The organism is Stenotrophomonas sp. FW305-3-2-15-E-LB1 (assembly GCF_058787375.1).
On the sequence record NZ_JBYSZR010000045.1, the window covers coordinates 1 to 25,217 of the forward strand.

The following is a 25,217-nucleotide window of genomic DNA, read 5'->3' on the forward strand; positions in this document are numbered from 1 at the left end:
TCAAACGTCTGCAAGATGGACAGTCATCCTTCCTGCAGGCGCCTTCACAAGATACCTGCGCATACTTTCAAAGATCCGGGGAAGTGGCCTCAGCGCCGTTCCCGTGTGCTGCGAAGTTTCCTTCGAAGCGAGCCGCCCATTATGCCAGACTTTTTCAGTCCGTCAACACCTTCGTTCGATCATCTCGTTCGGCGGTGCTGGGGCCCTGTTGTCGCTGAAGCCCCTTGGTGGCGACCCCTGCGACGGGGGAGGAGAAGTATGCCCCCATTCACAGGGTTTGTGAAGGGGGTGTGGCGATTTTTTTCAACGGATGTTGCATCCGTTCATCCATCACGCCCGTGGAGGCATTCCGCGAGGAGCAGCCGAGCATGGGCTCGGCTCTACATCTCTATAAGGGAGGTGTCAGGCAGCAACCAGGCGCACGCGGGCGAAGGTGCGCTTGCCTACCTGCAGCAGGCCTTCGAAGCCGGGCTGCAGGACCTGCTGTCCATCCTCGACCACTTCACCGTCCACCTTCACCGCGCGCTCCTTGAGCTTGCGGTTGGCCTCGGAGTTGCTGGGGGTCAGCCCGGCAGCGGTCAGCAGAGCGGCAATACGCAGGCCTTCGGCGGGAATGGCCACGTCCTGCAGCGGCAGCTGGGTGATGTCGCCCTGCCCGGTCACCGCCGCTTCCCAGCCAGCAATGGCCTGGTCAGCCGCAGCCGCGTCGTGGAAACGGGTGGCCAGTTCACGCGCCAGGCGCAGCTTGACCACGCGCGGGTTGAGAGTGCCGGCGGCGACCGCTTCACGCAGCGAAACTGCTTCGGCCTGGCTGATGTCAAAGGACAGCAGCTCGATCCAGCGCCACATCAGGGTGTCGTCGACCTTCATGGTCTTGGTGACGATCTCGATGGCCGGTTCGCTGATACCAATGTAGTTGCCCAGCGACTTGGACATCTTGTTGACGCCGTCCAGGCCTTCCAGCAGCGGCATGGTCAGCACCACCTGCGGCTTCTGGCCGTGGTGTTCCTGCAGGCCGCGGCCCATCAGCAGGTTGAACTTCTGGTCGGTACCGCCAAGTTCGACGTCCGCTTCCAGGGCCACCGAATCGTAGCCCTGCACCAGCGGGTACAGGAACTCGTGGATGGCGATGGACTGCTGGGCGGCGTAGCGCTTGGCGAAATCGTCGCGCTCGAGCATGCGGGCTACGGTGTGCTGGCTGGCCAGGCGGATCATGTCGGCCGCGCCCATCGTGCTGAACCACTCCGAGTTGAAGCGCACCTGGGTCTTCTCGCGGTCCAGCACCTTGAAGACCTGCTCCTCATAGGTACGGGCGTTGGCCAGCACGTCCTCGCGGCTGAGCGGCTTGCGGGTCAGGCTCTTGCCGGACGGGTCGCCGATCATGCCGGTGAAGTCGCCGATCAGGAAAATGACCTGGTGGCCAAGGTCCTGGAACTGGCGCAGCTTGTTGAGCAGCACGGTGTGGCCCAGGTGCAGGTCGGGCGCGGTGGGGTCGAAGCCAGCCTTGATCCGCAGCGGACGGCCTTCCTGCAGGCGCGCACGCAGATCCTCGATCTTGAGGATCTCGTCGGCACCACGGCCGATCAGGGCAAGGGCTTCTTCAATCGAGGACACGGTGACTACTCCCGGCTATGCCGTTTCTTGTGTGGGGTGTTAACGCCAAGTTAACCCATCCGGCTTCACAAAAGCCAATAGGCACAAGGGTTTGACGCGGTTTTCTCAGGTGTCTATGGTAACCGGCGATCAGGCCCGCGCTCCCGGGCCGCAGGAAAAAACCACTGATGCAAAATTCCGAACAAGGGCGCGCACGCAAGCAGCGCTTCCAGGAACGTCTCCACGTCCTGCACGACAACGCCCTGCACCGGAAGCTCAGGCAGCACCTCCCCGCCGCATTCAATGAACGCTGGACGCGTCGCCATTGGGTGCACGCGAGCCTGTTCGCCACCATCGGCGCCCTGGTGGCGACGATCGTGCCGGGTTTCTCGCACACCATCGATTCGCCCTATCAGGAAAGCCACACCAGCCTGGCCCTGCCCTTGCCGCCGCTGTCGCTGGCACGCCAGCAGCAGACCCCGGGCGACAGCTGGCAGGTGCTGCGGGTGCAGCGCGGGCAGACCCTGAGCGATCTGTTCGACCAGGCCGGCATCCCGGCCAGCACCCTGCACCGGGTGCTGGACCATCCGGGCGCGCGTGATTCGCTGACCAAGCTGCGCCCCGGGGCCGAGATCGCCTTCGACATGCCGCTCTCGGGCGACCTGCGCAGCATCCGCTTCGACCGCGATGGCGACAACCGGGTGGAACTGAGCCTGGCCGGCGATGACATCAAGGAAAAGGTGACCAAGCGCGAGACCTCCACGCGCACGGTGGTCACCAGCGGCGAGATCACCAGCTCGCTGTATGCCGCGGCCCGCCGGGCCGGGCTGTCGCCGTCGGCGATCGCGACGATGACCGACGACATCTTCAAGTACGACATCGACTTCTCCAAGGACCTGCAGCCGGGCGACCGTTTCAGCGTGGTGATGGACGAGACCTGGCGCGAAGGCGAGAAGGTCGACACCAGCAAGATCCTGGCGGCGACCTTCACCACCGGTGGCAAGACCTACTCGGGCTTCCGCTTCGAGCGCGGTGGCAAGTCGGAGTACTACGACCTCAACGGCCGTTCGCTGAAGAAGAGCTTCATCCGCATGCCGATCCCGTTCGCGCGGCTGAGCTCGACGTTCGGCGCGCGCAAGCACCCGGTGCTGGGCAAGATGCGCATGCACAAGGGCGTGGACTACGCCGCGCGCACCGGTACGCCGATCATGGCCGCCGGCGACGCCCGCGTGCAGTTTGCCGGCGTGCAGCGCGGCTACGGCAACGTGGTCATCCTCGACCATGGCCGCGGCCACACCACCCTGTACGGGCACATGTCGCGCTTTGCCAACATCAAGACCGGCCAGCGCGTAGCCCAGGGCACGGTGATCGGCTATGTCGGTTCGACCGGCCTGGCCACCGGCCCGCACCTGCACTACGAATTCCGCGTGAACGGCGAGCACCGCAATCCGCTGACGGTGACCATGCCGCCGCCGGAACCGCTGAAGGGCGCCGAACTGGTGGCCTTCCGTGCGCAGACCGCGCCGGCCATGGCCCGTATCCAGGGCATGGAGAAGCTGATCTACGCCGAGGCCAGCCCGGCCCCGAGCAGCCGCGAGGCCGCGCCGACCGAGGTGGCCAGCGCCAAGGCCAAGCCGGGCAGCAGCCACAAGCGCGGCTGACCCGCGCTGCGTTGACGAGGAAGGACGCGGCAGCCCAAGCTTGCCGCGTCCTTTTTTTATGCCCGCCATGAACACGACCGTCGACGTTGATGCCCCCCTTTACCTTGGCCTGATGTCAGGCACCAGCGCCGATGGCATCGATGCCGCGCTGGTGCAGTTCCCCGCCAGCGGCGGCTGCCGCTTCGTGCGTGGCCTGACGGCCCGCTGGGAGCCGGTGCTGCGCGCACGGCTGGTGGCGCTGGGCGAAGGCGGTCCGCTGGAGTCGGTGGAGGAGCTGGGCGAACTGGATGCGCGCATCGCGATCAACTTCGCCGCCGCCGCCAACCAGCTGCTGGACGAGGCCGGCGTGGACCGCGGGCAGGTGCGGGCGATCGGCTCGCACGGGCAGACCGTGCGCCACCGGCCGCTGGCTGACCCGGCCTTCACCGTGCAGCTGGGCGATGGCAACCGCATTGCCGAACTGACCGGGATCACCACGGTGGCCGATTTCCGCCGCCGCGACGTGGCCGCTGGCGGCCATGGGGCGCCGTTGATGCCGGCCTTCCACCTGGCGATGCTGGGCACGGCCGGCGAGGACCGCGCGGTGCTCAACCTGGGTGGCATCGGCAACCTGACCCTGATCCCCCGGCAGGGCGTGCCGCGCGGCTTCGACACCGGCCCGGCCAATGCGCTGATGGATGCCTGGTGCCAGCGCCATACCGGCCGCACCTTCGATGCCGACGGGGCCTATGCGGCCAGTGGTGCGGTGGATGCACCGCTGCTGGCCAGCTGGCGTGCGGACCCGTGGTTCGACCTGCCGCCGCCCAAGAGCACCGGCCGCGAGCAGTTCCACCTGGCCTGGGCCGAGGCGCGCATGGGCGAAGGCGAGTACGCCGCCGCCGATGTGCAGGCCACCCTGCTGGAACTGACCGCGGTGACCGTGGCCGATGCATTGCTGGCCCAGCAGCCGGAGACCCGCCGGGTGCTGGTCTGCGGCGGCGGCGTGCACAACCGGCAGCTGATGCGCCGGCTGGCGGCACTGCTGCCGGGCGTGGCAGTGGAATCCAGCGCCGTGCATGGGCTGGACCCGGAGTATGTGGAGGCGATGGGCTTTGCCTGGCTGGCACAGCGGACGATGGATGGGCTGGCCGGCAACCTGCCGAGCGTGACCGGGGCGAAAGGGCCGCGGATTCTCGGGGCGATCCATCTGGCGTGAGGTGATGCCATCGGCCGGGCGTGGCCCGGCGCTACCCCGTCGGCGCCATCCACGCATGGCGTGGATCTACCGGAAGCCCTGCCCCGCCGGCATGGCCTGCAGGGCGGCGATCGCCGCTGACAGGGCGTCCACTTCGGGATCGCCGAAGCCGGAGCGGACCTCCAGCTCGCTGCTCAGCAGGCCCTGTTCGAGCAGCACCGAACAGGCCTGCTCGTGGCTCCAGCCGCGCGCCACGGCCACCCTTCGGATACGTTCATACAGCAGCGGGTCCACGTCCCGCAGCACTACATCGGCCATGCTCACTCCCCGTTCGCAAGGCACCGCCCCCTCGGCGCGTCCCGGGCGATCATCCCGCAGGTTGCGCAGTCAGGCAATCACGGGGCGCTGCGGTCGTGGATGCGCGGCCACAGCCAGGCCAGCAGCAGCAGGGTCGGTACCACGGTGACCGCGCTGAGCATGAAGAAGGTGCTGTAGGAGCTGGCTTCGACGATATAGCCCGACACGCCGCCGACGAACTTGCCCGGCAGGTTGGCCAGCGACACCAGCAGGGCGTACTGGGTGGCGGTGAAGTTGCGGTCGGTGAGCGAGGACATGAAGGCCACCAGCACGGTGCCGGCGAAGCCCTGGAACAGGTTGTCGGCGCTGAGCGCGGCGTAGAACGCCCACAGCTGGCCCGGGTTGTGCGCCATCAGCAGGAAGGCGAGGTTGGACAGGGCCACGCCCAGCGCCGCCACCAGCAGCATGCGGCGGAAGCCGAAGGCGGCCACGGCGATACCGCCAAGGAAGGCACCACCGATGCCCATCCACACGCCGAACAGCTTGGAGACGGTGGCGATGTCGGCCTTGTCGAAGCCCGAATCCAGGTAGAACGGGCCGGCCATCACGCCGATGACCTGGTCGGGGAACTTGAACAGCCCGACGAAGGCCAGCAGGCCCAGCGCCAGGCCGATGCCGTTGTGGGTGAAGAAGCTGGTGATCGGCTTGATGAAGGCTTCGGCGACGTCGATCCGGCGCTGCACGGCCTGCGCCGGGCGATCCGGTTCGCGGCACACCAGGGTGGTGATGATCGGCAGCAGCATCAGCCCGGCCATGGCCAGGTAGGCGACGATCCAGCCTTCGAACTGGGCCAGGTAGAGCGCGCCGGCACCGGCCAGGATCAGGCCGATGCGGTAGCCCAGCGTATAGGTGGCAGCCAGCGCGGCCTGTGCGGTTTCCGGGGCGATCTCGATGCGGTAGGCATCGACCACCGAATCCTGGGTGGCGCCGGCGAAGGACGCCACCAGCACCCAGGCCACCAGCGGCCACACGCCCTGTTCGGGGCGGACGAAGGCCAGCGCGACCAGGCCGATCAGCACGGCCACCTGCGACAGCAGCAGCCAGGAGCGGCGGCGGCCGAGGAATGCCAGCAGCGGGAACGCGTAGCGGTCCAGCAGCGGGGCCCAGACGAACTTGAGCAGGTAGAAGAAGCTGGCCAGGCTGATCAGGCCGATGCTGCCCAGGTCCAGGCCGACATCACGCAGGCGGGTTGAAAGCGTCTGCGAGGCGATCAGCAGGAACGGCAGGCCGCTGCCGAAGCCCAGCAGGGCCATGGTCAGGGCCGAGGGCGTGCCGAAGGCGCGCTTGATCCCGGCCCAGCCTTTGTAGCTGGGCTTTGCAGCGGCTTCGCTCACAGGTCGTAGTCCACGGTGAACGGGGCGTGGTCGGAGAAGCGCTCGTCGCGGTAGATGGAGCAGCTGCGCAGGCGGTCACGCAGGCCGGGGGTGATGAACTGGTAATCGATGCGCCAACCGACGTTGTTGGCGCGGGCCGCGCCGCGGTTGCTCCACCAGGTGTAATCCTCGCCGGTGGGGTGCAGCAGGCGGTAGGCGTCGGCCCAGCCGCGGCCGGTGGCCACGTCGGTGGCCTGGCCGTGGTCGGCACACAGGCCGTTGAGCCAGTCGCGCTCTTCGGGCAGGCAGCCGGAATTCTTCTGGTTGGACTTCCAGTTCTTGATGTCCAGCGCCGAGCGGACGATGTTCCAGTCGCCGCACAGGACGTAGTCGCGGCCGCTGCGCGCCCACTCCTCCAGGATCGGCCGCAGCCATTCCATCACTTCGAACTTGAAGCCCTGGCGCAGGTCGCCCGAGCTGCCGGACGGGATATAGAAGGAGACCACGCTGAGATTGCCGAAACGGGCCTCGATGTAGCGGCCTTCGTCGTCGAACGGCGCCCAGCCCAGCGAGGTGATGACCTGGTCCGGCTCGCGCTTGCTGTAGATCGCCACGCCGCTGTAGCCCTTCTTGGTGATGGCGTCGCGGTAGAAGCAGTGGTGGCCGTCGGGGCGGAACATCGGATCGGTGAGCTGGTCCTCCTGTGCCTTGGTCTCCTGGATGCACAGAACGTCGGCGTCCTGGGCCCGGAACCAGTCGAGGAAGCCCTTGGTGGCGGCCGAGCGGATGCCATTGGCGTTGAAGCTGATGATGCGCATGCGGATGAACCTACGGCGGGAAACCGGGCAAGCATACCGGTTGCCCGGCGGCCCGCGCAGCCCGCCGGCCGGGCCCGGCAGGGCCTTCACAGGGTCCCAGGCGAGCGCGGAACGCCCAGCTGGATTAGGATTTGTGCTCCAAATGAAGACGAATCGAGTTTGATGAGCGACCACCGCCACCGTTTCCTGCAGCTGGCCCTGACCGCCGACGCCCTGCGCTTCGGCCAGTTCACCCTCAAGTCCGGCCGGCTGAGCCCCTATTTCTTCAATGCCGGTCGTTTCGACTCCGGCTCGCTGCTGTCCCAGCTGGGCGCCTGCTATTCGGACGCCATCGACGCCAGCGGAATCAAGTACGACGTGGTGTTCGGCCCGGCCTACAAGGGCATCCCGCTGGCCACCGCGATGGCCTGCGAGCTGGCCCAGCGTGGCCGCGACCTGCCGCTGTCGTTCAACCGCAAGGAAGTGAAGGACCACGGTGAAGGCGGCCAGCTGATCGGCGCTGACCTGACCGGCAAGCGCGTGCTGATCGTCGACGACGTGATCACCGCTGGCACCGCCATCCGCGAAGCCCTGGCCATCATCCGCGCTGCGGGCGGCATCCCGGCCGGCATCGTGGTGGCGCTGGACCGGCAGGAAATCGCCTCGGAAGCCGACCCGCGCTCGGCCGCGCAGGCCGTGGCCGAAGAAGCCGGCATCCCGGTGATCGCCGTGGCGACCCTGGCCGACCTGCTTGATTTCGCCTCCGGAAACCCGGAACTTGTGGGCTACCGGCAGCCGCTGGAAGCCTATCGGGCCCAGTACGGCGTCCGTTCCGCACGCTGACCCAGGGGAAGGTCGCATGTTCCGAGTTCCTGCCATCGTTGCCACCAGCCTGCTGCTGGCGCTGCCGGCCAGCCTGCTGGCCCAGTCCGGCGCGCCGGGAAAGAAGCTGTACTGCTGGAACGAGGGCAAGGAGCGGATCTGCAGCGATTCGCTGCCGGCCGACGCGGTCAACAACGCCCGTGAGGAGTTCAATGCCAACAGCGGCGTGCGCAACGCGCAGGTACAGCGCGCGTTGACCGACGCCGAACGCGCCGCTGCCGCCACCGTGGCGGCGCAGGCGCAGCTGGACCAGATGGCAGCGCAGACCAAGCAGCGTACCGAGCAGGCCATGTTGTCCACCTACGGCAGCGAGGATGCACTGCGCAAGGTGTTCAACGAGCGCCAGGAGGTGCTCGACAACAACCTGAGCACCGCCCGCTACAACGTCACCAGCCTGCGGGATTCGCTGGTGACCCTGCTGGGGGCGGCGGGCGATCGCGAGCTGGCCGGCGGCAAGGTGAGTGACACGCAGGCCGAGGCGATCCGCCAGCGCCATGCCCAGCTGCAGGCACAGCAGCGCCTGCAGGCCAGCTTCGAGCAGCAGCAGGTGACGCTGAAGGCCGAGATCGACGCCAGCCTGCAGCGCTACCGCGAACTGAAGGGCATGGCCCCGGGCGGTTGAGGGCTGGCTGATCTGCCGTGGAGCCGAGCATGGGCTCGGCTCTACAACCGACGGCCTGCCGAGCATGGGCTCGGCACTACAACGGGGCGGGCCACCGAATTTATGCACTCTTTACGCGCCGGCCCCGTCCGGCGCGTAGTGCGTTTATGGGGGGCAGGACGACGATGGCGGCCTGAGGTGGAGGGGTTCCACCAGGACGCATTTCCCATGTCCCCCTGGCTGTCGTTGTTCTGTGGCGTGCTGGTGCTGGTTGCCGCCGCCTATCTCCTTTATGTCGTGCTGCGGCCCGAGTCGTTCTGAGCGGAGCCTGCCATGACTGAGATGCTTGTGATTCTTGCTGCCAGCCTGCTGCTGGCCTGGCCGCTGGGCCTGTACCTGGCGCGCGTGATGCGTGGCGCGCCGATGAAGGTGGACGTGCTGTTCCACTGGATCGAAAAACCGCTGTACCGGCTGTTCGGCGTGGATGCCGCGCGCTCGATGTCCTGGCGCGGCTACGTGCTGGCCTTCGTGCTGAGCAACGTGGTGGTGGCCGTGCTGACCCAGGCGGTGTTCATGACCCAGGCCTGGCTGCCATTGAACCCGGACCAGATCCCGAACATGCGCTGGGACACCGCGCTGCACACGATGATCTCGTTCCTGACCAACACCAACCAGCAGCACTACTCGGGCCAGGCGCAGCTGTCCTACCTCTCGCAGATGACCGGCATCACCGGCCTCCAGGTGGTGACGCCGATGATGGGCCTGGCGCTGGCGGTGGCGACGCTGCGGGCGCTGTTCGCGCGTGCGCCGCAGACCGTGGCGGCGCCCGCGGCCGGCGGCGACCGGCAGGTGCCGGTGGGCAACTACTACGTGGACGTGGTGCGCCTGTGCGTGCGCTTCCTGTTGCCGCTGTGCCTGGTCTGGACCCTGCTGCTGACCAGCCAGGGCGTGCCCTCGACGATGGCCGGCGGCCCGCAGGCCACGCCGATCGACGCCAGCGCCGGCATGGCGCAGCAGAAACTGCCGCTGGGCCCGGTGGCGGCGATGGTCGCGGCCAAGCAGCTGGGCGCCAACGGCGGCGGCTGGTACGGCCCGAACAGCAGCTTCCCGCTGGAGAACCCGACCCCGGTGTCGAACCTGCTGGAGGTGGTGGGCATCCTGCTGATCCCGATGTCGGTGATCTTCATGATCGGTGCGTTCACCGGCCGACGCCGCTTCGGCGCGCTGGTGTTCAGCTGCATGCTCGGCATGTCGCTGCTGTCCACCGGCGCGATGATGTGGAGCGAGGGCCACAGCGCCAGCGCGGCCACGCCGCTGCTGATGGAAGGCAAGGAAGTGCGCTTCGGCGCCGACGGCACCGCGCTGTGGGCGGCAGTGACCACCCAGGTCTCCAACGGCTCGGTGAACGGCATGCACGATTCGCTGGCGCCGCTGAGCGGTGGCATCGCGATGGTCAACATGCTGGTCAGCGCGATCTGGGGCGGTATCGGCTGCGGCCTGCAGCAGTTCATCGTCTACCTGCTGCTGGGCGTGTTCCTGGCCGGGTTGATGACCGGGCGCACGCCTGAGCTGTTCGGCCGCAAGCTGGAAACACCGCAGGTGCGCCTGCTGGCCCTGCTGGTGCTGCTGCAGCCGATCACCCTGCTGGTGTTCACCGCGATCACCCTGGCCGTGCCCGGCCTTTCCGGCACCTCCAACCCCGGCTTCCATGGCATCAGCCAGGTCTTCTACGAGTACGTCTCGGCTTATGCCAACAACGGCTCGGGCTTCGAAGGGCTGGGCGACGCCACGCCGTGGTGGAACCTGAGCTGCTCGCTGGTGCTGCTGCTGGGCCGCTTCCCGCTGCTGATCATCCCGCTGGTGGTAGCTGCACAGCTGGCGGCCAAGCGCCAGGCACCGGAGTCTGCCGGCAGCCTGCAGATCGAAACCCCGACCTTCGCCCTGACCCTGGTCTCGGTGATCGTCATCCTGACCGTGCTGCAGTTCATGCCGGCGCTGGTACTCGGCCCGATCGCCGACCACCTGAGCCTGGGACTGCACTAAGGACACCCTGATGAGTACCCACGCAAGTTCTTCCCGCAGTTCCCGCCCTGCCCTGCTCGATGGCGCCGGCCTGCGCCGTGCGCTGGTCGAAGCGGTGCGCAAGCTCGCTCCGATGCACCTGGTGCGCAGCCCGGTGATGGCGGTGGTGATGGCCGGCACGATCGTCGCCGCCATCGTCACCCTGACCGGCAACGCGCCGCTGGGCTTCGGCCTGGCAGTGACCGCGATCCTGCTGGTGACCGTGCTGTTCGGCAATTTCGCCGAAGCCGTGGCCGAGGCACGTGGCCGCGGCCAGGCCGCATCTCTGCGCCGGGCCCGCCAGGACCTGGTGGCGCGCCGCCTGGCCGCTCCGCAGCCGGGAGCCGCCGAAGCGCAGGTGCCGGCCGCCGAGCTGCGCCCGGGCGACCATGTGATCGTCAGTGCCGGTGAGTTGGTGCCGGCCGATGGCGAGATCGTGCAGGGGCTGGCCACCATCAACGAAGCGGCGGTGACCGGTGAATCGGCGCCGGTGCTGCGCGAGGCCGGTACCGACCGCTCCGGCGTGATCGGCGGCACCAAGGTGCTGTCCGACCAGATCATCGTGCGGGTGACCGCCGAGCCGGGCCACAGCTTCCTGGACCGGATGATCGCGCTGGTGGAAGGGGCCAACCGGCAGAAGACCCCCAACGAGGTCGCGCTGACCCTGCTGCTGGCAGCGATGACGCTGACCTTCCTGGTGGTGGTGGCGACCCTGCCGGCCATCGGTGCGGCCGTGGGCGTGCAGGTCGATCCGCTGCTGCTGATCGCGCTGCTGGTGTGCCTGATCCCGACCACCATCGGTGGCCTGCTGCCGGCGATTGGTATTGCCGGCATGAACCGTGCGCTGGCCGCCAACGTGCTGGCCAAGTCGGGCAAGGCGGTGGAAGTGGCCGGCGATGTGGACGTGCTGCTGCTGGACAAGACCGGCACCATCACCTACGGCGACCGCCAGGCCAGCCACTTCCACCCGCTGGCCGGCATCGACGCCAGCCAGCTGCGCGAAGCGGCACTGCTCTCTTCGCTGGCCGACCCGACGCCGGAAGGCAAGTCGATCGTGCGCCTGGCGCGCGAGCAGGGCTGCGCCACCGCCGAACCGGAGCAGGCCGACTACCTGGCCTTCAGCGCGCAGACCCGCATGTCCGGCGTTGACCTGGAACATGGACGCCAGATCCGCAAGGGCGCGCTGGATGCGATCCGCAACCACGTGCAGGCGCTGGGCGGTACGGTGCCGGCCGAGCTGGCCGGGCGCGTCGAGCAGGTGGCGCGCAACGGTGCCACTCCGCTGGTGGTGGCCGAGGGCCGCCACGTGCTGGGCGTGATCGAGCTGTCGGACGTGGTCAAGCACGGCATGCGCGAGAAGTTCGCGCAGCTGCGGGCGATGGGCATCCGCACGGTGATGATCACCGGCGACAACCCGCTGACCGCCGCGGCCATTGCGGCCGAGGCCGGCGTGGATGACTACATCGCCGAGGCACGCCCCGAAGACAAGCTGGCACGCATCCGCCAGGAGCAGGCCGGTGGCCGCCTGGTGGCGATGGTCGGCGACGGCACCAACGACGCGCCGGCCCTGGCCCAGGCCGACATCGGCCTGGCGATGAACTCCGGCACGCAGGCGGCGAAGGAGGCCGGCAACATGGTCGACCTCGATTCGGACCCGGCCAAGCTGCTGGCGGTGGTGGAAGTGGGCAAGCAGCAGCTGATCACCCGCGGCGCATTGACCACCTTCTCGCTGGCCAACGACGTGTCCAAGTACTTCGCGATCCTGCCGGCGCTGTTTGCCGCTGCGGTCCCGACCATGGCCGCCTTGAACGTGATGCAGCTGTCGAGCCCGCGCAACGCGGTACTGGCAGCGCTGATCTTCAACGCCCTGGTGATTCCTGCCCTGATCCCGCTCGCCCTGCGTGGCGTGCGCTTCCGCCCGGCCACCGCAACCGCGCTGCTGCGCCGGAACATGCTGGTGTACGGCCTGGGGGGCGTGCTGCTGCCGTTCGCGGCGATCAAGGCCATCGACCTCCTTCTTGTCCTGGTATCCGGCGCATGAACCGTTCTGTCTCCTCTTCCTCCCTGCCCCGCGAACACGCGGCCGAGGCCCGCGTGGCGCGCCTGCAGGACGATGCCACCTGGCGCCCGGCGATCGGCCTGGGCCTGGCCACCCTGCTGCTGGCCGGTGCGGTCTACGCCGGCATCGCCACCGGGTTCGCCGGCCTGAGCTACCCGACCCAGGCCGAAGGCAGCCTGCTGCGCGATGGCAGTGGCCAGGTGCGTGGTTCGGCGTGGCTGGCGCAGCCGTTCACCGGCGATGGCTACTTCCAGGCGCGCCCATCGGCGGCCAACTACGACCCGATGGCCGCGGCCGGTTCCAACCTGGCCCGCAGCAACCCGGCACTGGCCGAGCGCGTGGCGGCCAGCACCGCTGCGGTGGCAGCGCGCGAGGGCGTGAGTCCGGCGCAGGTGCCGGCTGACCTGGTCACCCAGTCCGGCGCCGGCCTGGACCCGCAGCTGTCGCCGGCTGCCGCGCAGGTGCAGGTGGCGCGCGTGGCGCGTGCGCGCGGCCTGCCGGTGAAGCGCGTGCAGGCGCTGGTGCAGGCGCACACCGAAGGCCGCCAGTGGGGCCTGTTCGGGCAGCCGCGGGTGAACGTGGTGACCCTGAACTTCGCCCTGGACCACGCTGCACGGGCGCCGTGATGCCAGCCTGCACCGGCGGCGCGCACAATGGCGGCCATGACAGCAGCTGCGATGAATGATGCACGTACCCGCCAGGCCGATGCCCTGGTGGAAGGCCTGCAGCGCGAAGCCGGCGGCAAGCTGACGGTGTTCCTGGGCGCGGCGCCGGGCGTGGGCAAGACCTACACCATGCTGACCCGCGCGCAGGAACAGCTGCGCCGGGGCGTGGACCTGGTGGTGGCGGTGGTGGAAACCCACGGCCGCGTCGATACCCAGGCCCTGCTGGAAGGCCTGCCGCAACTGCCATTGAAGGGCGTGGCCTACCACGGCCATGCCCTGCAGGAAATGGACCTCGATGCGGTGCTGGAGCGCCATCCGGCGCTGGTGCTGGTGGACGAACTGGCCCATCGCAACGCGCCGGGCAGCCGCCATGAACGGCGCTGGCAGGACGTGATGGAACTGCTGGACGCCGGCATCGACGTCTGGACCACGGTCAACATCCAGCACCTGGAAAGCCTCAACGATGTGGTGATGCGCATCACCGGCGTGCGGGTGAGCGAAACCGTGCCCGACGGCGTGCTCGACCGCCTGCATGACATCGTGCTGGTGGACCTGCCGCCGCGCGAACTGATCGCGCGCCTGCAGCAGGGCAAGGTGTATGTTCCCGAACAGGCTGCGCAGGCGCTGCAGGCGTTCTTCTCGCCGGCCAACCTGACCGCGCTGCGCGAACTGGCGATGCAGGAGGCCGCCGACCGGGTCGACAGCAGCCTGCGCGAAACCCGCGCCGCCCGCGGCGAAGGCAACCTGCCGCTGCGCCGCGGCGTGCTGGTGGCCATCGATGGCGGCGGCCAGAGCGAATACCTGGTGCGCGTGGCGCGGCGCATCGCCGAACGCCGCGATGCGCCGTGGACGGTGGTGACCGTGCAGGGCCGGCGCCAGGACGAGGCGACCCGGCGCGAGATCGATGCGGCCTTCGCGCTGGCCCGGCGGCTTGGCGGCGACGCCGAACTGCTGCATGGCTCGAGCATCGCCGATGCCCTGCTCGACCATGCCGCGCACAACGGCGTGTCGACGCTGGTGCTGGGGCGGACCCGCGAGCGGCCGCTGGCACGGATGTTCAACCGCACCCTGACCCAGCAGCTGATCCAGCGCGGCGCGCACTACGAGATCACGATCATCAGCACGCCGCAGGCGCGTGCGCGCGCGCGACGCGAAGGCCTGCTGCCACCGATGCGCGGCATCAGCCACGAGCCGCTGCAGGCACTGCTGGCCACGGCGCTGGCCTGCGGCGTGGCGTGGCTGGGCGAACGCTGGGTGGGGATGGCCGACCTGTCGATGGTGTTCATCGTGGCGGTGGTACTGGTGGCCGCACGCACCCGTGCCAGCGTGGCGGTGATGGCAGCCATCCTGTGTTTCCTGGCCTACAACTTCCTGTTCATCGCGCCGCGCTTCACCTTCGCCATCGGCGCGCGGCAGGGCGTGATCACCGTCTTCCTGTTCCTGGCGGCCGCGCTGGTGGCCGGGCGCCTGGCCTCGCGCCTGCGCATGCAGGTGATCGCCCTGCGCGCGGCCAACCGGCATGCGCGCGCACGCCAGCAGCTGGGCCGGCAGCTGGCCAGCGCGGCCGGCAACGGCGAGGTGGCGCAGGCCGGCCGGCAGGCGCTGGAACAGGCCATGGACGTGCCGGCCTGGCTGCGGATCGGCGCTGACACCGCCACTGGCGGCGGCGCCCAGCCCGGCGACACCGACCTGGCCGCCGCCGACTGGGCCCTGCGCCATCGCCAGCCCAGCGGCCGCTTCACCGATACCCTGGCCGGCGCGCAGTGGTGGTTCCTGCCGCTGCTGGATGGCGAAGACCGCGCCGTCGGCGTAGCCGGGCTGTACCTGCCCGGTGCGCAGGCCCGCCTGCTGCCCGAGCAGCGCCAGCTGGCCGAGGCCATGGTCGACGACATCGCCCAGGCCGCGCTGCGCACGCAGCTGGTGGCCGAACTGGAACAGGCCCACGTGAGCAACGAGACCGAGCGGCTGCGTTCGGCCCTGCTCTCTTCGGTGTCGCATGACCTGCGCTCCCCGCTGGCGGCGATGATCGGTTCGGCCGACAGCCTGGCCAGCTATGGCACGGCGATGGACGCGGCCGACCGGCGTGCGCTGCTGGACACCATCCTGGTGGAAGGCGAGCGGCTGGACCGCTACATCCAGAACCTGCTGGACATGACCCGGCTGGGCCACGAAGGGCTGACCATCCACCGCGACTGGATCGGCGTGGACGAGCTGATCGGTTCGGCCGCGCGCCGCCTGCAGCGCTACCAGCCCAAGGTGCGGCTGGAACTGGATATCCCGGCCACGCTGGCGCCGATCTGGGTGCACCCGGCGCTGGTGGAACAGGCGGTGTTCAACGTGATGGAGAACGCGGCCAAGTTCTCGCCGCCCGATGCGCCGGTGCAGGTGCTGGCGCGCGAGCTGGATGGCCAGCTGCGCATCGACGTGATCGATGCCGGCCCCGGCATTCCCGATGACGAGCGCGCGCGCATCTTCGACATGTTCTACAGCGTCGAGCGCGGCGACCGCGGCCGCCACGGTACCGGCCTGGGCCTGACCATCTGCCAGGGCATGATCGGCGCCCATGGCGGCAGCGTGCAGGCGCTGCCGGGACGCGACGGTCGCGGTACCCTGATCCGCATCACCCTGCCCCTGCTCAAGCCAGCCGCCCACGATGAGCCCGACCCCGATTGATGCCAGCGTGCCAGCCGCGCGCGTGCTGGTGATCGACGATGAAACCCAGATCCGCCGGTTCCTGGACATCAGCCTGCGCGCGCAGGGCTACCAGGTGCGCCAGGCCGCCACGGGCCAGGAAGGCCTGGACATGGCCGCCAGCGAGGACATGGATCTGGTGATCCTGGATATCGGCCTGCCGGACATGGAAGGCCACGAGGTGCTGGCGCAGCTGCGGCAGTGGAGCCAGGTGCCGGTGATCATGCTGACCGTGCGCGCGGGCGAGCACGAGAAAGTGCGGGCGCTGGATACCGGCGCCAATGACTACGTGACCAAGCCGTTCGGCACGCAGGAACTGATGGCGCGGGTGCGGGCGCTGCTGCGCACCCGCAGCGTGCCCAGCGATGGCACCCCGCCGGTGTTCGACGATGGCCACCTGCACGTGGACCTGGTGCGCCGCGAGGTGGCGATCGACGGCGAGCCGGTGGCGCTGACCCGCAAGGAATACGCGCTGCTGTCACTGCTGCTGCGCAATGCCGGGCGGGTGGTGACCCAGCCGCAGATCCTGCAGGAGATCTGGGGGCCGACCCACCAGCAGGACACCCACTACCTGCGCATCCTGGTCGGCAAGCTGCGGCACAAGCTGGGCGACTCGGCGCTGGATTCGCGCTACCTGTTCACCGAGCCGGGGGTGGGGTTGAGGTTCAAGGGGTGAGCCGTGCCGACCAACGGTCGGCACCCACCAGAGCGGTCGGCACCCACCAGGACGGTCGGCACCCACCAGCACCGGTCAGAACCCCAGCGGGGTGTCGCCCAGCAGGCCCTGCAGCTGGCTGCGGAACAGCGCCTGGATGCGTTCCAGCGCGGCGGTGTCGTTGCCTTCGAAGCGCAGTACCAGTACCGGGGTGGTGTTGGAGGCACGTACCAGGCCCCAGCCGTCGGGGTAGTCCACGCGCAGGCCGTCGATGGTCGACAGGCGGCCACCGGCGTACGGGTTGTCCTCCGACTGCGCCGCGGCCACCAGCATTGCCACCAGCGCATGCGGCGTGCCGGACGCCACCGGCACCTTCAGTTCCGGCGTGGACACCATGTCCGGCAGTTCCTCCAGCACCTCGTGCGGGGTCTCTTCGCGCTGGGCGAGGATTTCCAGCAGGCGGGCGGCGGCGTACAGGCCATCGTCGAAACCGAACCAGCGCTCCTTGAAGAAGAAGTGGCCGCTCATCTCGCCAGCCAGCTCGGCATCGGTCTCGCGCATCTTCGCCTTCATCAGCGAATGCCCGGTCTTCCACATCAGCGGGCTTCCACCGTTGCGCAGCACGTGGTCGGACAGCTTGCCGGTGCACTTCACGTCGTAGATCACCATCGCGCCGGGGTTGCGCATCAGCACGTCGGCGGCGAACAGCATCAGCAGGCGGTCGGCGTAGATGATCCTGCCTTCGCCGGTGACCACGCCCAGGCGGTCGCCATCACCATCGAAGGCCACGCCGAGGTCGGCACCGAAACGCTTGACCGTCTGCACCAGGTCTTCCAGATTCGCTGGTTCGCTGGGGTCGGGGTGGTGGTTGGGGAAGGTGCCGTCGACATCGCAGTACAGCGGGATGACCTCGGCGCCGATCGCTTCCAGCAACTGCGGGGCGAACGCGCCGGCCACGCCGTTGCCGGCGTCGGCCACCACCTTCAACGGGCGGTCCAGCTGCACGTCGTCGGCAATGCGCTGGATGTAGTCGGCCGCGACCTCGCGCTGCTGGTAGTCGCCCGGCGCAGCGGCCTGTGCCAGGCGTCCTTCGCTGATGCGCTGGTAGAGGTCGGTGATCGCGTCGCCGGACAGCGTTTCGCCGCCGATGACCACCTTGAAGCCGTTGTACTCGGGCGGATTGTGGCTGCCGGTCACCGCCACGCAGGTGCCCGTGCGCAGGTGGAAGGCAGCGAAATAGACCAGCGGCGTCGGCGCCAGGCCGATGTCGATGACCGAACAGCCGGCACGGCGCAGGCCCTCGGCCAGGCTGGCCGACAGTTCCGGGCCGGACAGGCGGCCATCGCGACCGACCACCACCTCGCGCAGCCCCTGTTCCAGGGCGACGGTACCGATGGCCTGGCCGATCAGCGCGGCGTTGCGCGCGTTCAACTCGGTGCCCACCACGCCGCGGATGTCGTAGGCGCGGAAGATGCCGGCCGGCAGATCCACCGGCGGCGGCGGCGGCACGGCCGGCGGGGTGCCGGCTCCAGCATCGTCCGCATCGGCGGCCGGCAGGGCCGGTGCAGCCATCTGCAGGCTTTCGCGCAGGGTCGGGCCGTGATCGGCCTCGGCCGCAGCAGCACGACGCGCCGGCAACGGCAGCGACTTCGGCAGGCGGCCCCGGCCCACCACCAGCAGCACGGCGATGAAGGCCAGCAGCAGCGCCACGATGGCACTGGGCAGGGCGCCCAGGCCCAGCGGGCCCGGCTCGATGTTGGGTGCGCTGGCGGTCAGCCGCAGCGGGGTGCCCTTGATCGGCCGCGCCATTGCCTCGGCACTGTCGGACAGGCTGGTGTTGCCCTGGGCAACGATGTCATGCGCGCCCTGGCGCAGCGACAGGAACCCACTGGATGGCGTGCGCAGCTGGTCCAGCGGGCTGGTCAGGCGCAGCAGCGGCTGCCGTACATAGACCACGGCCGGGCCCAGCGAGCCCAGCTGCACCGGTGCCGCCAGGCCGAGGCGGTTGCCACCGCCGTCACGGACCACGCGCAGCCCCGGCTTGCCGTCGGCCAGGACCGACTCCAGCAGCGCCAGGCGGGCATAACCGAAGGTGGCGGCATCGGCGTAGGCGTCGGCCAGTCCGGCCGTCAGCACGTCCACCTGCTCCACCCCGGACCAGCTTTCACGCAGGGCCTGCGCGGCACCGGCGGCGTCGCCGGCCTGCAGCGACTGCTGCACGCGGTCACCCTTGAGATGCTGCTGCAGCTGCTGCAACTGGCCGGATGCGGCCTGCTGCACGCCCAGCACCGCCTCGTCGCGTACCTGCGCCAGGGTGTCCCCGCTGGCCTGCTGCCGCCACTGCTGCACCGCGCTCCAGCCGAACCAGCCGGCCAGCAACAACAGCGCTGCACCGAGCAACGGCGCATTGCGCCCCAATGACTGCTTCTGCCGTCCTTCCCCGCTGCCGCTCATCAGTTTCCCCCGTCAACGCACCCCGGTATGGCCGAATCCACCCGTTCCCCGCACGCTGTCGGTGAAAGTATCCACCACCTGCAGGCTGACGCGGGCAATCGGTACGACAACCAGCTGGGCGATGCGGTCGCCCGGCTCGATGGTGAAGGCTTCGCGGCCGCGATTCCAGACGCTGATCAGCAGCGGGCCCTGGTAATCGGCATCGATCAGGCCGGTGCCGTTGCCCAGCACGATGCCGTGGCGGTGGCCCAGGCCCGAGCGCGGCAGGATCACGGCGCACAGGTTCGGGTCGCCGATGTGGATGGCCAGGCCGCTGGGCACCAGCGCGGTGTCGCCCGGCTGCAGGGTCAGCGCGGTTTCCAGCGCCGCGCGCAGGTCCATGCCGGCGCTGGCTTCGGTGGCATAGGCCGGCAGCGGCCAGCTGTCGCCGAAGCGCGGGTCGAGCAGCTTCACCTGCAATGCCTGCAGAGGGGCCACCGGGGTGGATGTTGCCTGGGTCATGCCTGGAGTCTCCGCGCGATCAGCGCCAGCAGTTGTTCGGCCAGCTCGCGCTTGGAGGTGGCCGGGAATACCTGTTCGCCGTCCTGCCAGAAAGCAGTGGCGGCATTGTTGTCGCTTTCAAAACCGCCGCCGCTGATGCCCACCTGGTTGGCGATCACCAGGTCCAGGCGCTTGTCGACCAGCTTGCCACGCGCGTACTTCTCCACGTCGTGGGTTTCGGCGGCGAAGCCGACCACCAGCTTCAGCGACTGGGTCTGTGCGGCAACCTCGGCCAGGATGTCCGGCGTGCGCACCAGCTCGATCACCAGCGACTGGCTGTCGGCGGTCTTCTTCAGCTTCTGCGCGGCCACCTGGCGCGGGGTGTAGTCGGACACCGCGGCCGCGCCGATATAGATGTCCGCCGGCAGCGCATTCAGCACGGCCTCGCGCATCTGCGCGGCCGAGCGCACGTCCACCCGCTGCACGCCCGGCGGGGTCGGCAGCTGCACCGGGCCGCTGACCAGCACTACCTGGGCGCCGAGGGCGGCGGCGGCACCGGCCAGGGCGAAGCCCATCTTGCCGCTGCTGCGGTTGCCCACGTAGCGCACCGGGTCGATGTCTTCATAGGTCGGGCCGGCGCTGATCAGCAGGCGCAGGCCCTGCAGCGCGCGGGTTTCCGGCGCGGCGGGCCGGGCGGCCGGGGCGGTGCCGCCCAGGCTGGCCAGCGCGGCGACGATGTCGCCCGGCTCGGCCAGCCGGCCGGGACCGGATTCGCCCTCGGCCAGCGGCCCGTCGACCGGGCCGATGACCTGCGCGCCACGCTGGCGCAGCAGGGCGATGTTGGCCTGGGTGGCCGGGTGCAGCCACATGCGGTGGTTCATGGCCGGGCATACGGTGAGCGGCGCGGTGCTGGCCAGGCACAGGGTGCTGACCAGGTCATCGGCGTGGCCCTGGGCCAGGCGTGCCAGCAGATCGGCGGTGCCCGGCGCGACCACGATGCGGTCGGCCCAGCGCGCCAGTTCGATATGGCCCATGGCCTGTTCGGCAGCACTGTCCCACAGGGTGGTACGGGTGGGCTGGCCGGACAGGGCCTGGAAGCTGAGAGGGGTGACGAACTGCTGGGCACCGGCGGTCATCGCCACCTGGACCAGGGCCCCGGCGTCACGCAGGCGGCGGACCAGTTCCAGTGCCTTGTAGGCCGCGATCCCGCCGCCGACGCACAACAGCAGTTTCTGACCTTCCAGCGCGCGGGCCGGCGCGGGGAGGGCGTTGGGGGAATCAGCCACCTGGAAATCCTGTGCAAACGAGGGCGCTAGCTTACCCGATGGCCGGTAACGTCCCGGTACACAACGCACATAGCGCGCAGCTATCAGCAGATGGAGCTGCGACTACTTCATTTTCCGAATTGTCGCGCTGAGGTTTCAGAACATTCCTATACCTGTAACGGGCGCGGCTTCCGCAGAATCAATGCTGGCCCCCTCGGGTGCGCCATCTGCTATCCGAGGAGCCCACCGTGCCACCGCGCATCATCATCGCCGACGACCATCCGGTCGTACTGCACGGCATCCGCATCGTGCTCGAACGCCACAACATGTGCGTGACCGGTGCCGCCTCCGACGGAGCGGCATTGCTGGACCTGGTGGCCCGCCGACCCTGCCATGCGGTCCTGACCGACCTGGCGATGCCCGGCACCGGGCCCGATGGCCCCGAACTGCTGGGCACGCTGCGGCACCGCTACCCGGCGTTGCCCGTGGTGGTGCTGACCAGCGCGCGCCATCCCGGCCTGCTCGATGGCCTGCTGCGCGACGGCGTGCAGGGGCTGATCGACAAGCGCGCCGATTTCGCCGAACTGCCACGGGCCCTGCGCGCCGCCATCGCCGGGCGCACGTTCGTTTCCAGGCAGCTTCGCCGCCTGCTGGAATCCCGCGACCTGCTGCTGCAGCGGGTGCCCTGCGCGCCGTCGGCACGCGAACAGGAGGTGCTGGACCTGCTGGGCGACGGGCTGAGCGTGAACGCCGTGGCCGAACACACCGGCCGCAGCGCCAAGACCATCAGCCGCCAGAAGGCCGAGGCCATGCGCAAGCTGGGCCTGGACAACAACCAGGAGCTGTACGACTACCTGCAGGCCCAGCGCGCTTGAGGCATCGACTGACCGCCGCAGGCGGCAAACGCCGATGGCTGGCGCGGGCGGGGGCAGCCACCATGTGGCCATGCCCATCCATGACTGGCCCATCGACGAACGCCCGCGCGAGAAGCTGCTGACGCGCGGCCCCACAGCCCTGTCCGATGCCGAACTGCTGGCCCTGTTCCTCGGCTCCGGCTTCGGTGGCCGCGATGCGGTGCAGACCGCGCGCGATCTGCTCGGCAGCCACGGCCCGCTGCGGGTGCTGCTGGACCGCCCCGCCGCCAAGCTGGCCCGCCTGCCCGGGCTGGGGCCGGCGCGCAGCTGCACGCTGGCAGCCGGCCTGGAGCTGGCCCACCGCTACCTGGCCGCCGAACTGGCCCACGGCGAGAGTGTGGGCGACAACCCGCTGGCGGTCGGCCGCTACCTGCAGCACCGGCTGCGCGGGCAGGCGCGTGAACTGTTCCTGGTGCTGTTCCTGGACAACCGGCACCGCCTGATCGCCTGCGAGGAACTGTTTGCCGGCACCATCAACACCGCCCCGGTCTACCCCCGCGAGGTGGTGCGGCGGGCCCTGCTGCACAACGCCGCGGCGGTCATCCTCAGCCACAACCACCCCTCCGGCGACCCTGAACCCTCCGGCGCCGATGCACGCATCACCGAGGAGTTGCAGCAGGCCCTGGCCCTGGTCGATATCCGCCTGCTGGACCACTTCGTGATCGGCGAGGGGCGGCCGGTTTCATTTGCTGAACGCGGCCTCCTGCCGCAGCTGCAACCGCGCCTGTTCGGATGACGCCCGGGCCCGGGGCGCCCGGCCGGCGGAGGCCGCGCGCGTTCACATGGGCAGGCCCCGGTCAGCGTACGCGCCGGCATCTGCGCTAAAATGGGCGATTCCGCCGCTCATTCTCACAGCAGGCCTCGTGAAAAATCTCCTCCGCGCCCTGATCAGCCAAGGCATCGAAGCCTTGCGCGCCAATGGCACCCTGCCCGCTGACTCCCTGCCGCCGGACTTCGTGGTCGAGCGCCCGAAGACCCGCGACCACGGCGACTTCGCCACCAATGCCGCCATGCTGCTGGCCAAGGCCGCGCGCAGCAACCCGCGCGCACTGGCCCAGGCGCTGGTTGAAGCGCTGCCGCGCAGCGAGGACGTCAGCAAGGTCGAGATCGCCGGCCCCGGCTTCATCAACTTCCACCTGGCCCCGGCCGCGTACCAGCGCGAAGCCGCCTCGGTCATCAAGGAAGCCCACGACTACGGCCGCAACCTGTCCGGCAATGGCCGCACGGTGGGCGTGGAGTACGTGTCGGCCAACCCGACCGGTCCGCTGCATGTCGGCCACGGCCGCGCGGCGGCGATCGGCGACTGCGTGGCCCGCGTGCTCGATGCCAACGGCTGGAACGCCAAGCGCGAGTTCTACTACAACGATGCCGGCGTGCAGATCGAGAATCTGGCGCTGTCCGTGCAGGCCCGCATCAAGGGCATCGCACCGGACCAGGACGGCTGGCCGGAAGGCGGCTACCGCGGTGAGTACATCGCCGACGTCGCCCGTGCCTACCTGGCCGGCGCCAGCGTGGACCTGGAAGGCACCATGGTGGTCGGCGCCAAGGATCCGGACGACCTGACCGCGATCCGCCGCTTCGCCGTGGCCTACCTGCGCAACGAGCAGAACCTGGACCTGGCTGCGTTCGGCGTCGACTTCGACATCTACTTCCTGGAAAGCTCGCTGTACGCCGACGGCAAGGTCGCCGAAGCGGTGGCCAAGCTGCAGGCCTCGGGCCACACCTACGAGGAAGGCGGCGCGCTGTGGCTGCGCAGCACCGACTTCGGTGACGACAAGGACCGCGTGATGCGCAAGTCCGACGGCACCTTCACCTACTTCGTGCCGGACGTGGCCTACCACCTGTCCAAGTGGCAGCGCGGCTACGAGCGCGCGATCACCGAGCTGGGCGCCGACCACCACGGTTCGCTGGCGCGCGTGCGTGCCGGCCTGCAGGCCATGGAAGTGGGCATCCCGCAGGGCTGGCCGGAATACGTGCTGCACCAGATGGTCACCGTCATGCGTGGCGGCGAGGAAGTGAAGCTGTCCAAGCGTGCCGGCAGCTACTTCACCCTGCGCGACCTGATCGACGAAGCCGGCCGCGATGCGACCCGCTGGTTCCTGATCGCGCGCAAGCCCGATTCGCAGCTGACCTTCGACATCGACCTGGCCCGCCAGCAGAGCAACGACAACCCGGTGTTCTACGTGCAGTACGCGCATGCCCGCGTCTGCAGCCTGCTGCGCCAGGCGCAGGAGAAGGGCCTGGTGTACGACCAGGGCAACGGCCTGGGCAACCTCGGCCGCCTGGCCGACGACGCCTCGCTGCTGCTGATGAACGAGATCTCGCGGTACCCGGAAGTGGTGGAAGCGGCTGGCGTGGCGCTCGAACCGCACCTGGTGGCGCAGTACCTGCGTGAATTGGCGCACGCCTTCCACACGTGGTATCACGGGACGCCGGTGCTGGTGGACGACGCCACCGACCGCAATGCCAAGCTGACCCTCGCCTGCGCCGCGCGCCAGGTACTGGCCAATGGCCTCGACCTCCTGGGCGTCAGCGCCCCGGAAAAAATGTAAGTCTCAGGAGACGCAGTACACATGGCAGCACGACGCGGCAAAAGCCAGGCACGACGCAACAGCAGCAGCCAGGGCACACCCGGATGGGTGTGGCTGGTCGCGGGCGTGGCGATTGCTGCGGTGGTGTTCCTGGCGGCGCCGAACCTGTTCAAGGGCGAAGGCGATGGCTTCCTGCGCGCGGGACCGCAGCCGAACCCGAACGCGCAGCCGGCCCCGGTTGCCGATGCCGACAGCGATGTCGGCAGCCAGCCGGTGGAAGCACCGGCTACGCCGAAGCCGGCCGAACCGGCCAAGCCTGCAGCCACCCAGTACGACTTCTACACCCTGCTGCCGGGCAAGGAAGTGGAAATGTCCGACGCCGAGCTGGCCGCCAGCACGCGCGCCGAGGAACTGCGCCGGGCCAAGGCCGAGGCGCAGCGCGCGCAGGCCGCACTGGAAGGCAAGCCGGTTCCGGCGGCGGCGGCTGCAGCACCGGCGGCGACCCCCAGCGTGGCCACCGCGACCCCGGCCACCCCTGCCGCACGCCCGCTGCCGGCACCGCTGAGCGAACGCCCGGCCACGCCGTCGGCATCGGCGGCGGCACCGGCCAGCACCAGCACCGCTGCGACCACGCCGGCCGCGCGTGCGGAGGCTGCGCAGGCGGCCGCTGCCGCACCGGCCGCTGCCGCCGACAACGCGCGCTACATCCTGCAGGCCGGCGCCTTCGGGGCGTCCGGCGATGCCGAAGCGACCAAGGCCAAGCTGGCGATGATGGGCCTGGCGGCACGGGTGGAATCGGCGCAGATCAACGGCAAGACCGTGTACCGCGTGCGCATGGGGCCCTACGGCAGTGCCGGCGAGCTGTCCGAAGCCAAGCAGAAGCTGGATGGCACCGGGCTGCAGGCGATGGCGATCAAGGCGCAGTGACGTTCTGCGGGTCTGCATGAAAAAAGCCGGGCATTGCCCGGCTTTTTTTTGCTTCGGTAGAGCCGAGCATGGGCTTGTATGTTCCCCCCGGCTCCTACGAGGTATGTAGGAGCCAGGGTGGAGGGACCGACAAGCAT

The 25,217-nt window shown here is 69.3% G+C and carries 21 protein-coding genes; 14 read left to right on the top strand and 7 right to left on the bottom strand.

Annotated features, from left to right (window positions below; translation table 11 throughout):
• Positions 1–402: 402 nt before the first annotated feature.
• Positions 403–1,614 (bottom strand): tyrosine--tRNA ligase, encoded by a 1,212-nt coding sequence (gene tyrS, locus AC3WL7_RS20580; protein WP_492752855.1) that lies wholly within the window; start codon positions 1,612–1,614, stop codon positions 403–405.
• 167 nt (positions 1,615–1,781) lie between these two features.
• Here tyrS and AC3WL7_RS20585 point away from each other — a divergent pair, with 167 nt between their 5' ends.
• Together AC3WL7_RS20585 and AC3WL7_RS20590 are read left to right on the top strand one after the other, a co-directional pair.
• A complete protein-coding gene (locus AC3WL7_RS20585; RefSeq protein ID WP_492752857.1) occupies positions 1,782–3,254 on the top strand; it encodes a M23 family metallopeptidase in 1,473 nt (490 codons plus the stop codon).
• A gap of 67 nt (positions 3,255–3,321) precedes the next feature.
• Positions 3,322–4,449, top strand: a complete 1,128-nt coding sequence (locus AC3WL7_RS20590; protein WP_492752859.1) for an anhydro-N-acetylmuramic acid kinase — start codon at positions 3,322–3,324, stop codon at positions 4,447–4,449.
• Positions 4,450–4,515: 66 nt separating this feature from the next.
• Here AC3WL7_RS20590 and AC3WL7_RS20595 read toward each other — a convergent pair whose 3' ends face one another.
• From AC3WL7_RS20595 to AC3WL7_RS20605, 3 genes are all read right to left on the bottom strand, one after another.
• Positions 4,516–4,746: a hypothetical protein gene (locus tag AC3WL7_RS20595; RefSeq protein ID WP_079225485.1), complete on the bottom strand. Its 231-nt coding sequence runs from the start codon at positions 4,744–4,746 to the stop codon at positions 4,516–4,518.
• 77 nt (positions 4,747–4,823) lie between these two features.
• A complete protein-coding gene (locus AC3WL7_RS20600; RefSeq protein WP_492752863.1) occupies positions 4,824–6,119 on the bottom strand; it encodes an AmpG family muropeptide MFS transporter in 1,296 nt (431 codons plus the stop codon).
• Positions 6,116–6,916 carry an exodeoxyribonuclease III gene (locus AC3WL7_RS20605; RefSeq protein WP_108758432.1) on the bottom strand — a complete coding sequence of 267 codons (801 nt, stop codon included), beginning with the start codon at positions 6,914–6,916 and terminating at the stop codon, positions 6,116–6,118. Before AC3WL7_RS20605 ends, AC3WL7_RS20600 begins: the two co-directional genes overlap by 4 nt.
• Positions 6,917–7,078: 162 nt before the next feature.
• Between AC3WL7_RS20605 and pyrE the strand changes: the two genes are divergently transcribed.
• From pyrE to AC3WL7_RS20645, 8 genes are all read left to right on the top strand, one after another.
• Positions 7,079–7,738 (top strand): orotate phosphoribosyltransferase, encoded by a 660-nt coding sequence (pyrE, locus tag AC3WL7_RS20610; RefSeq protein WP_079225004.1) that lies wholly within the window; start codon positions 7,079–7,081, stop codon positions 7,736–7,738.
• A 16-nt stretch (positions 7,739–7,754) separates the two neighbouring features.
• A complete protein-coding gene (locus tag AC3WL7_RS20615) occupies positions 7,755–8,399 on the top strand; it encodes a hypothetical protein (protein WP_492752866.1) in 645 nt (214 codons plus the stop codon).
• A gap of 207 nt (positions 8,400–8,606) precedes the next feature.
• Positions 8,607–8,699 (top strand): potassium-transporting ATPase subunit F, encoded by a 93-nt coding sequence (locus AC3WL7_RS20620; protein ID WP_079225483.1) that lies wholly within the window; start codon positions 8,607–8,609, stop codon positions 8,697–8,699.
• A 12-nt stretch (positions 8,700–8,711) separates the two neighbouring features.
• The gene (kdpA, locus tag AC3WL7_RS20625) at positions 8,712–10,421 is read left to right on the top strand and encodes a potassium-transporting ATPase subunit KdpA (RefSeq protein ID WP_492752868.1); all 1,710 of its coding nucleotides are present in this window, start codon (positions 8,712–8,714) and stop codon (positions 10,419–10,421) included.
• Between the two features lie 10 nt (positions 10,422–10,431).
• Positions 10,432–12,480 carry a potassium-transporting ATPase subunit KdpB gene (gene kdpB / locus AC3WL7_RS20630; protein WP_492752871.1) on the top strand — a complete coding sequence of 683 codons (2,049 nt, stop codon included), beginning with the start codon at positions 10,432–10,434 and terminating at the stop codon, positions 12,478–12,480.
• On the top strand, positions 12,477–13,124 hold the full coding sequence (kdpC, locus tag AC3WL7_RS20635; RefSeq protein WP_492752873.1) for a potassium-transporting ATPase subunit KdpC: 648 nt from the start codon (positions 12,477–12,479) through the stop codon (positions 13,122–13,124). Before kdpB ends, kdpC begins: the two co-directional genes overlap by 4 nt.
• Positions 13,125–13,175: 51 nt before the next feature.
• Positions 13,176–15,836, top strand: coding sequence for an ATP-binding protein (locus tag AC3WL7_RS20640; protein ID WP_492752875.1), 2,661 nt, complete (start codon positions 13,176–13,178; stop codon positions 15,834–15,836).
• The gene (locus AC3WL7_RS20645) at positions 15,817–16,530 is read left to right on the top strand and encodes a response regulator transcription factor (RefSeq protein WP_079224994.1); all 714 of its coding nucleotides are present in this window, start codon (positions 15,817–15,819) and stop codon (positions 16,528–16,530) included. The genes AC3WL7_RS20640 and AC3WL7_RS20645 overlap by 20 nt, the downstream gene beginning before the upstream one ends.
• A gap of 75 nt (positions 16,531–16,605) precedes the next feature.
• Here AC3WL7_RS20645 and AC3WL7_RS20650 read toward each other — a convergent pair whose 3' ends face one another.
• From AC3WL7_RS20650 to coaBC, 3 genes are read right to left on the bottom strand one after another with little or no spacing between them, the layout of a single operon-like run.
• On the bottom strand, positions 16,606–18,963 hold the full coding sequence (locus AC3WL7_RS20650) for a phosphomannomutase/phosphoglucomutase (RefSeq protein ID WP_492752877.1): 2,358 nt from the start codon (positions 18,961–18,963) through the stop codon (positions 16,606–16,608).
• A 12-nt stretch (positions 18,964–18,975) separates the two neighbouring features.
• Positions 18,976–19,464 (bottom strand): dUTP diphosphatase, encoded by a 489-nt coding sequence (dut, locus tag AC3WL7_RS20655; RefSeq protein ID WP_079224983.1) that lies wholly within the window; start codon positions 19,462–19,464, stop codon positions 18,976–18,978.
• Positions 19,461–20,729, bottom strand: coding sequence for a bifunctional phosphopantothenoylcysteine decarboxylase/phosphopantothenate--cysteine ligase CoaBC (coaBC, locus tag AC3WL7_RS20660; RefSeq protein ID WP_079224981.1), 1,269 nt, complete (start codon positions 20,727–20,729; stop codon positions 19,461–19,463). The genes dut and coaBC overlap by 4 nt, the downstream gene beginning before the upstream one ends.
• Positions 20,730–20,956: 227 nt before the next feature.
• Between coaBC and AC3WL7_RS20665 the strand changes: the two genes are divergently transcribed.
• The 4 genes from AC3WL7_RS20665 (at position 20,957) to AC3WL7_RS20680 (ending at position 25,080) form a co-directional block, all read left to right on the top strand.
• Positions 20,957–21,583, top strand: coding sequence for a response regulator (locus AC3WL7_RS20665; RefSeq protein ID WP_492752879.1), 627 nt, complete (start codon positions 20,957–20,959; stop codon positions 21,581–21,583).
• Positions 21,584–21,653: 70 nt separating this feature from the next.
• The gene (gene radC / locus AC3WL7_RS20670) at positions 21,654–22,358 is read left to right on the top strand and encodes a RadC family protein (protein WP_079225481.1); all 705 of its coding nucleotides are present in this window, start codon (positions 21,654–21,656) and stop codon (positions 22,356–22,358) included.
• Positions 22,359–22,485: 127 nt separating this feature from the next.
• A complete protein-coding gene (gene argS / locus AC3WL7_RS20675; RefSeq protein ID WP_492752882.1) occupies positions 22,486–24,174 on the top strand; it encodes an arginine--tRNA ligase in 1,689 nt (562 codons plus the stop codon).
• 21 nt (positions 24,175–24,195) lie between these two features.
• The gene (locus tag AC3WL7_RS20680; protein WP_079224976.1) at positions 24,196–25,080 is read left to right on the top strand and encodes an SPOR domain-containing protein; all 885 of its coding nucleotides are present in this window, start codon (positions 24,196–24,198) and stop codon (positions 25,078–25,080) included.
• The last annotated feature ends 137 nt before the right edge of the window (positions 25,081–25,217 follow it).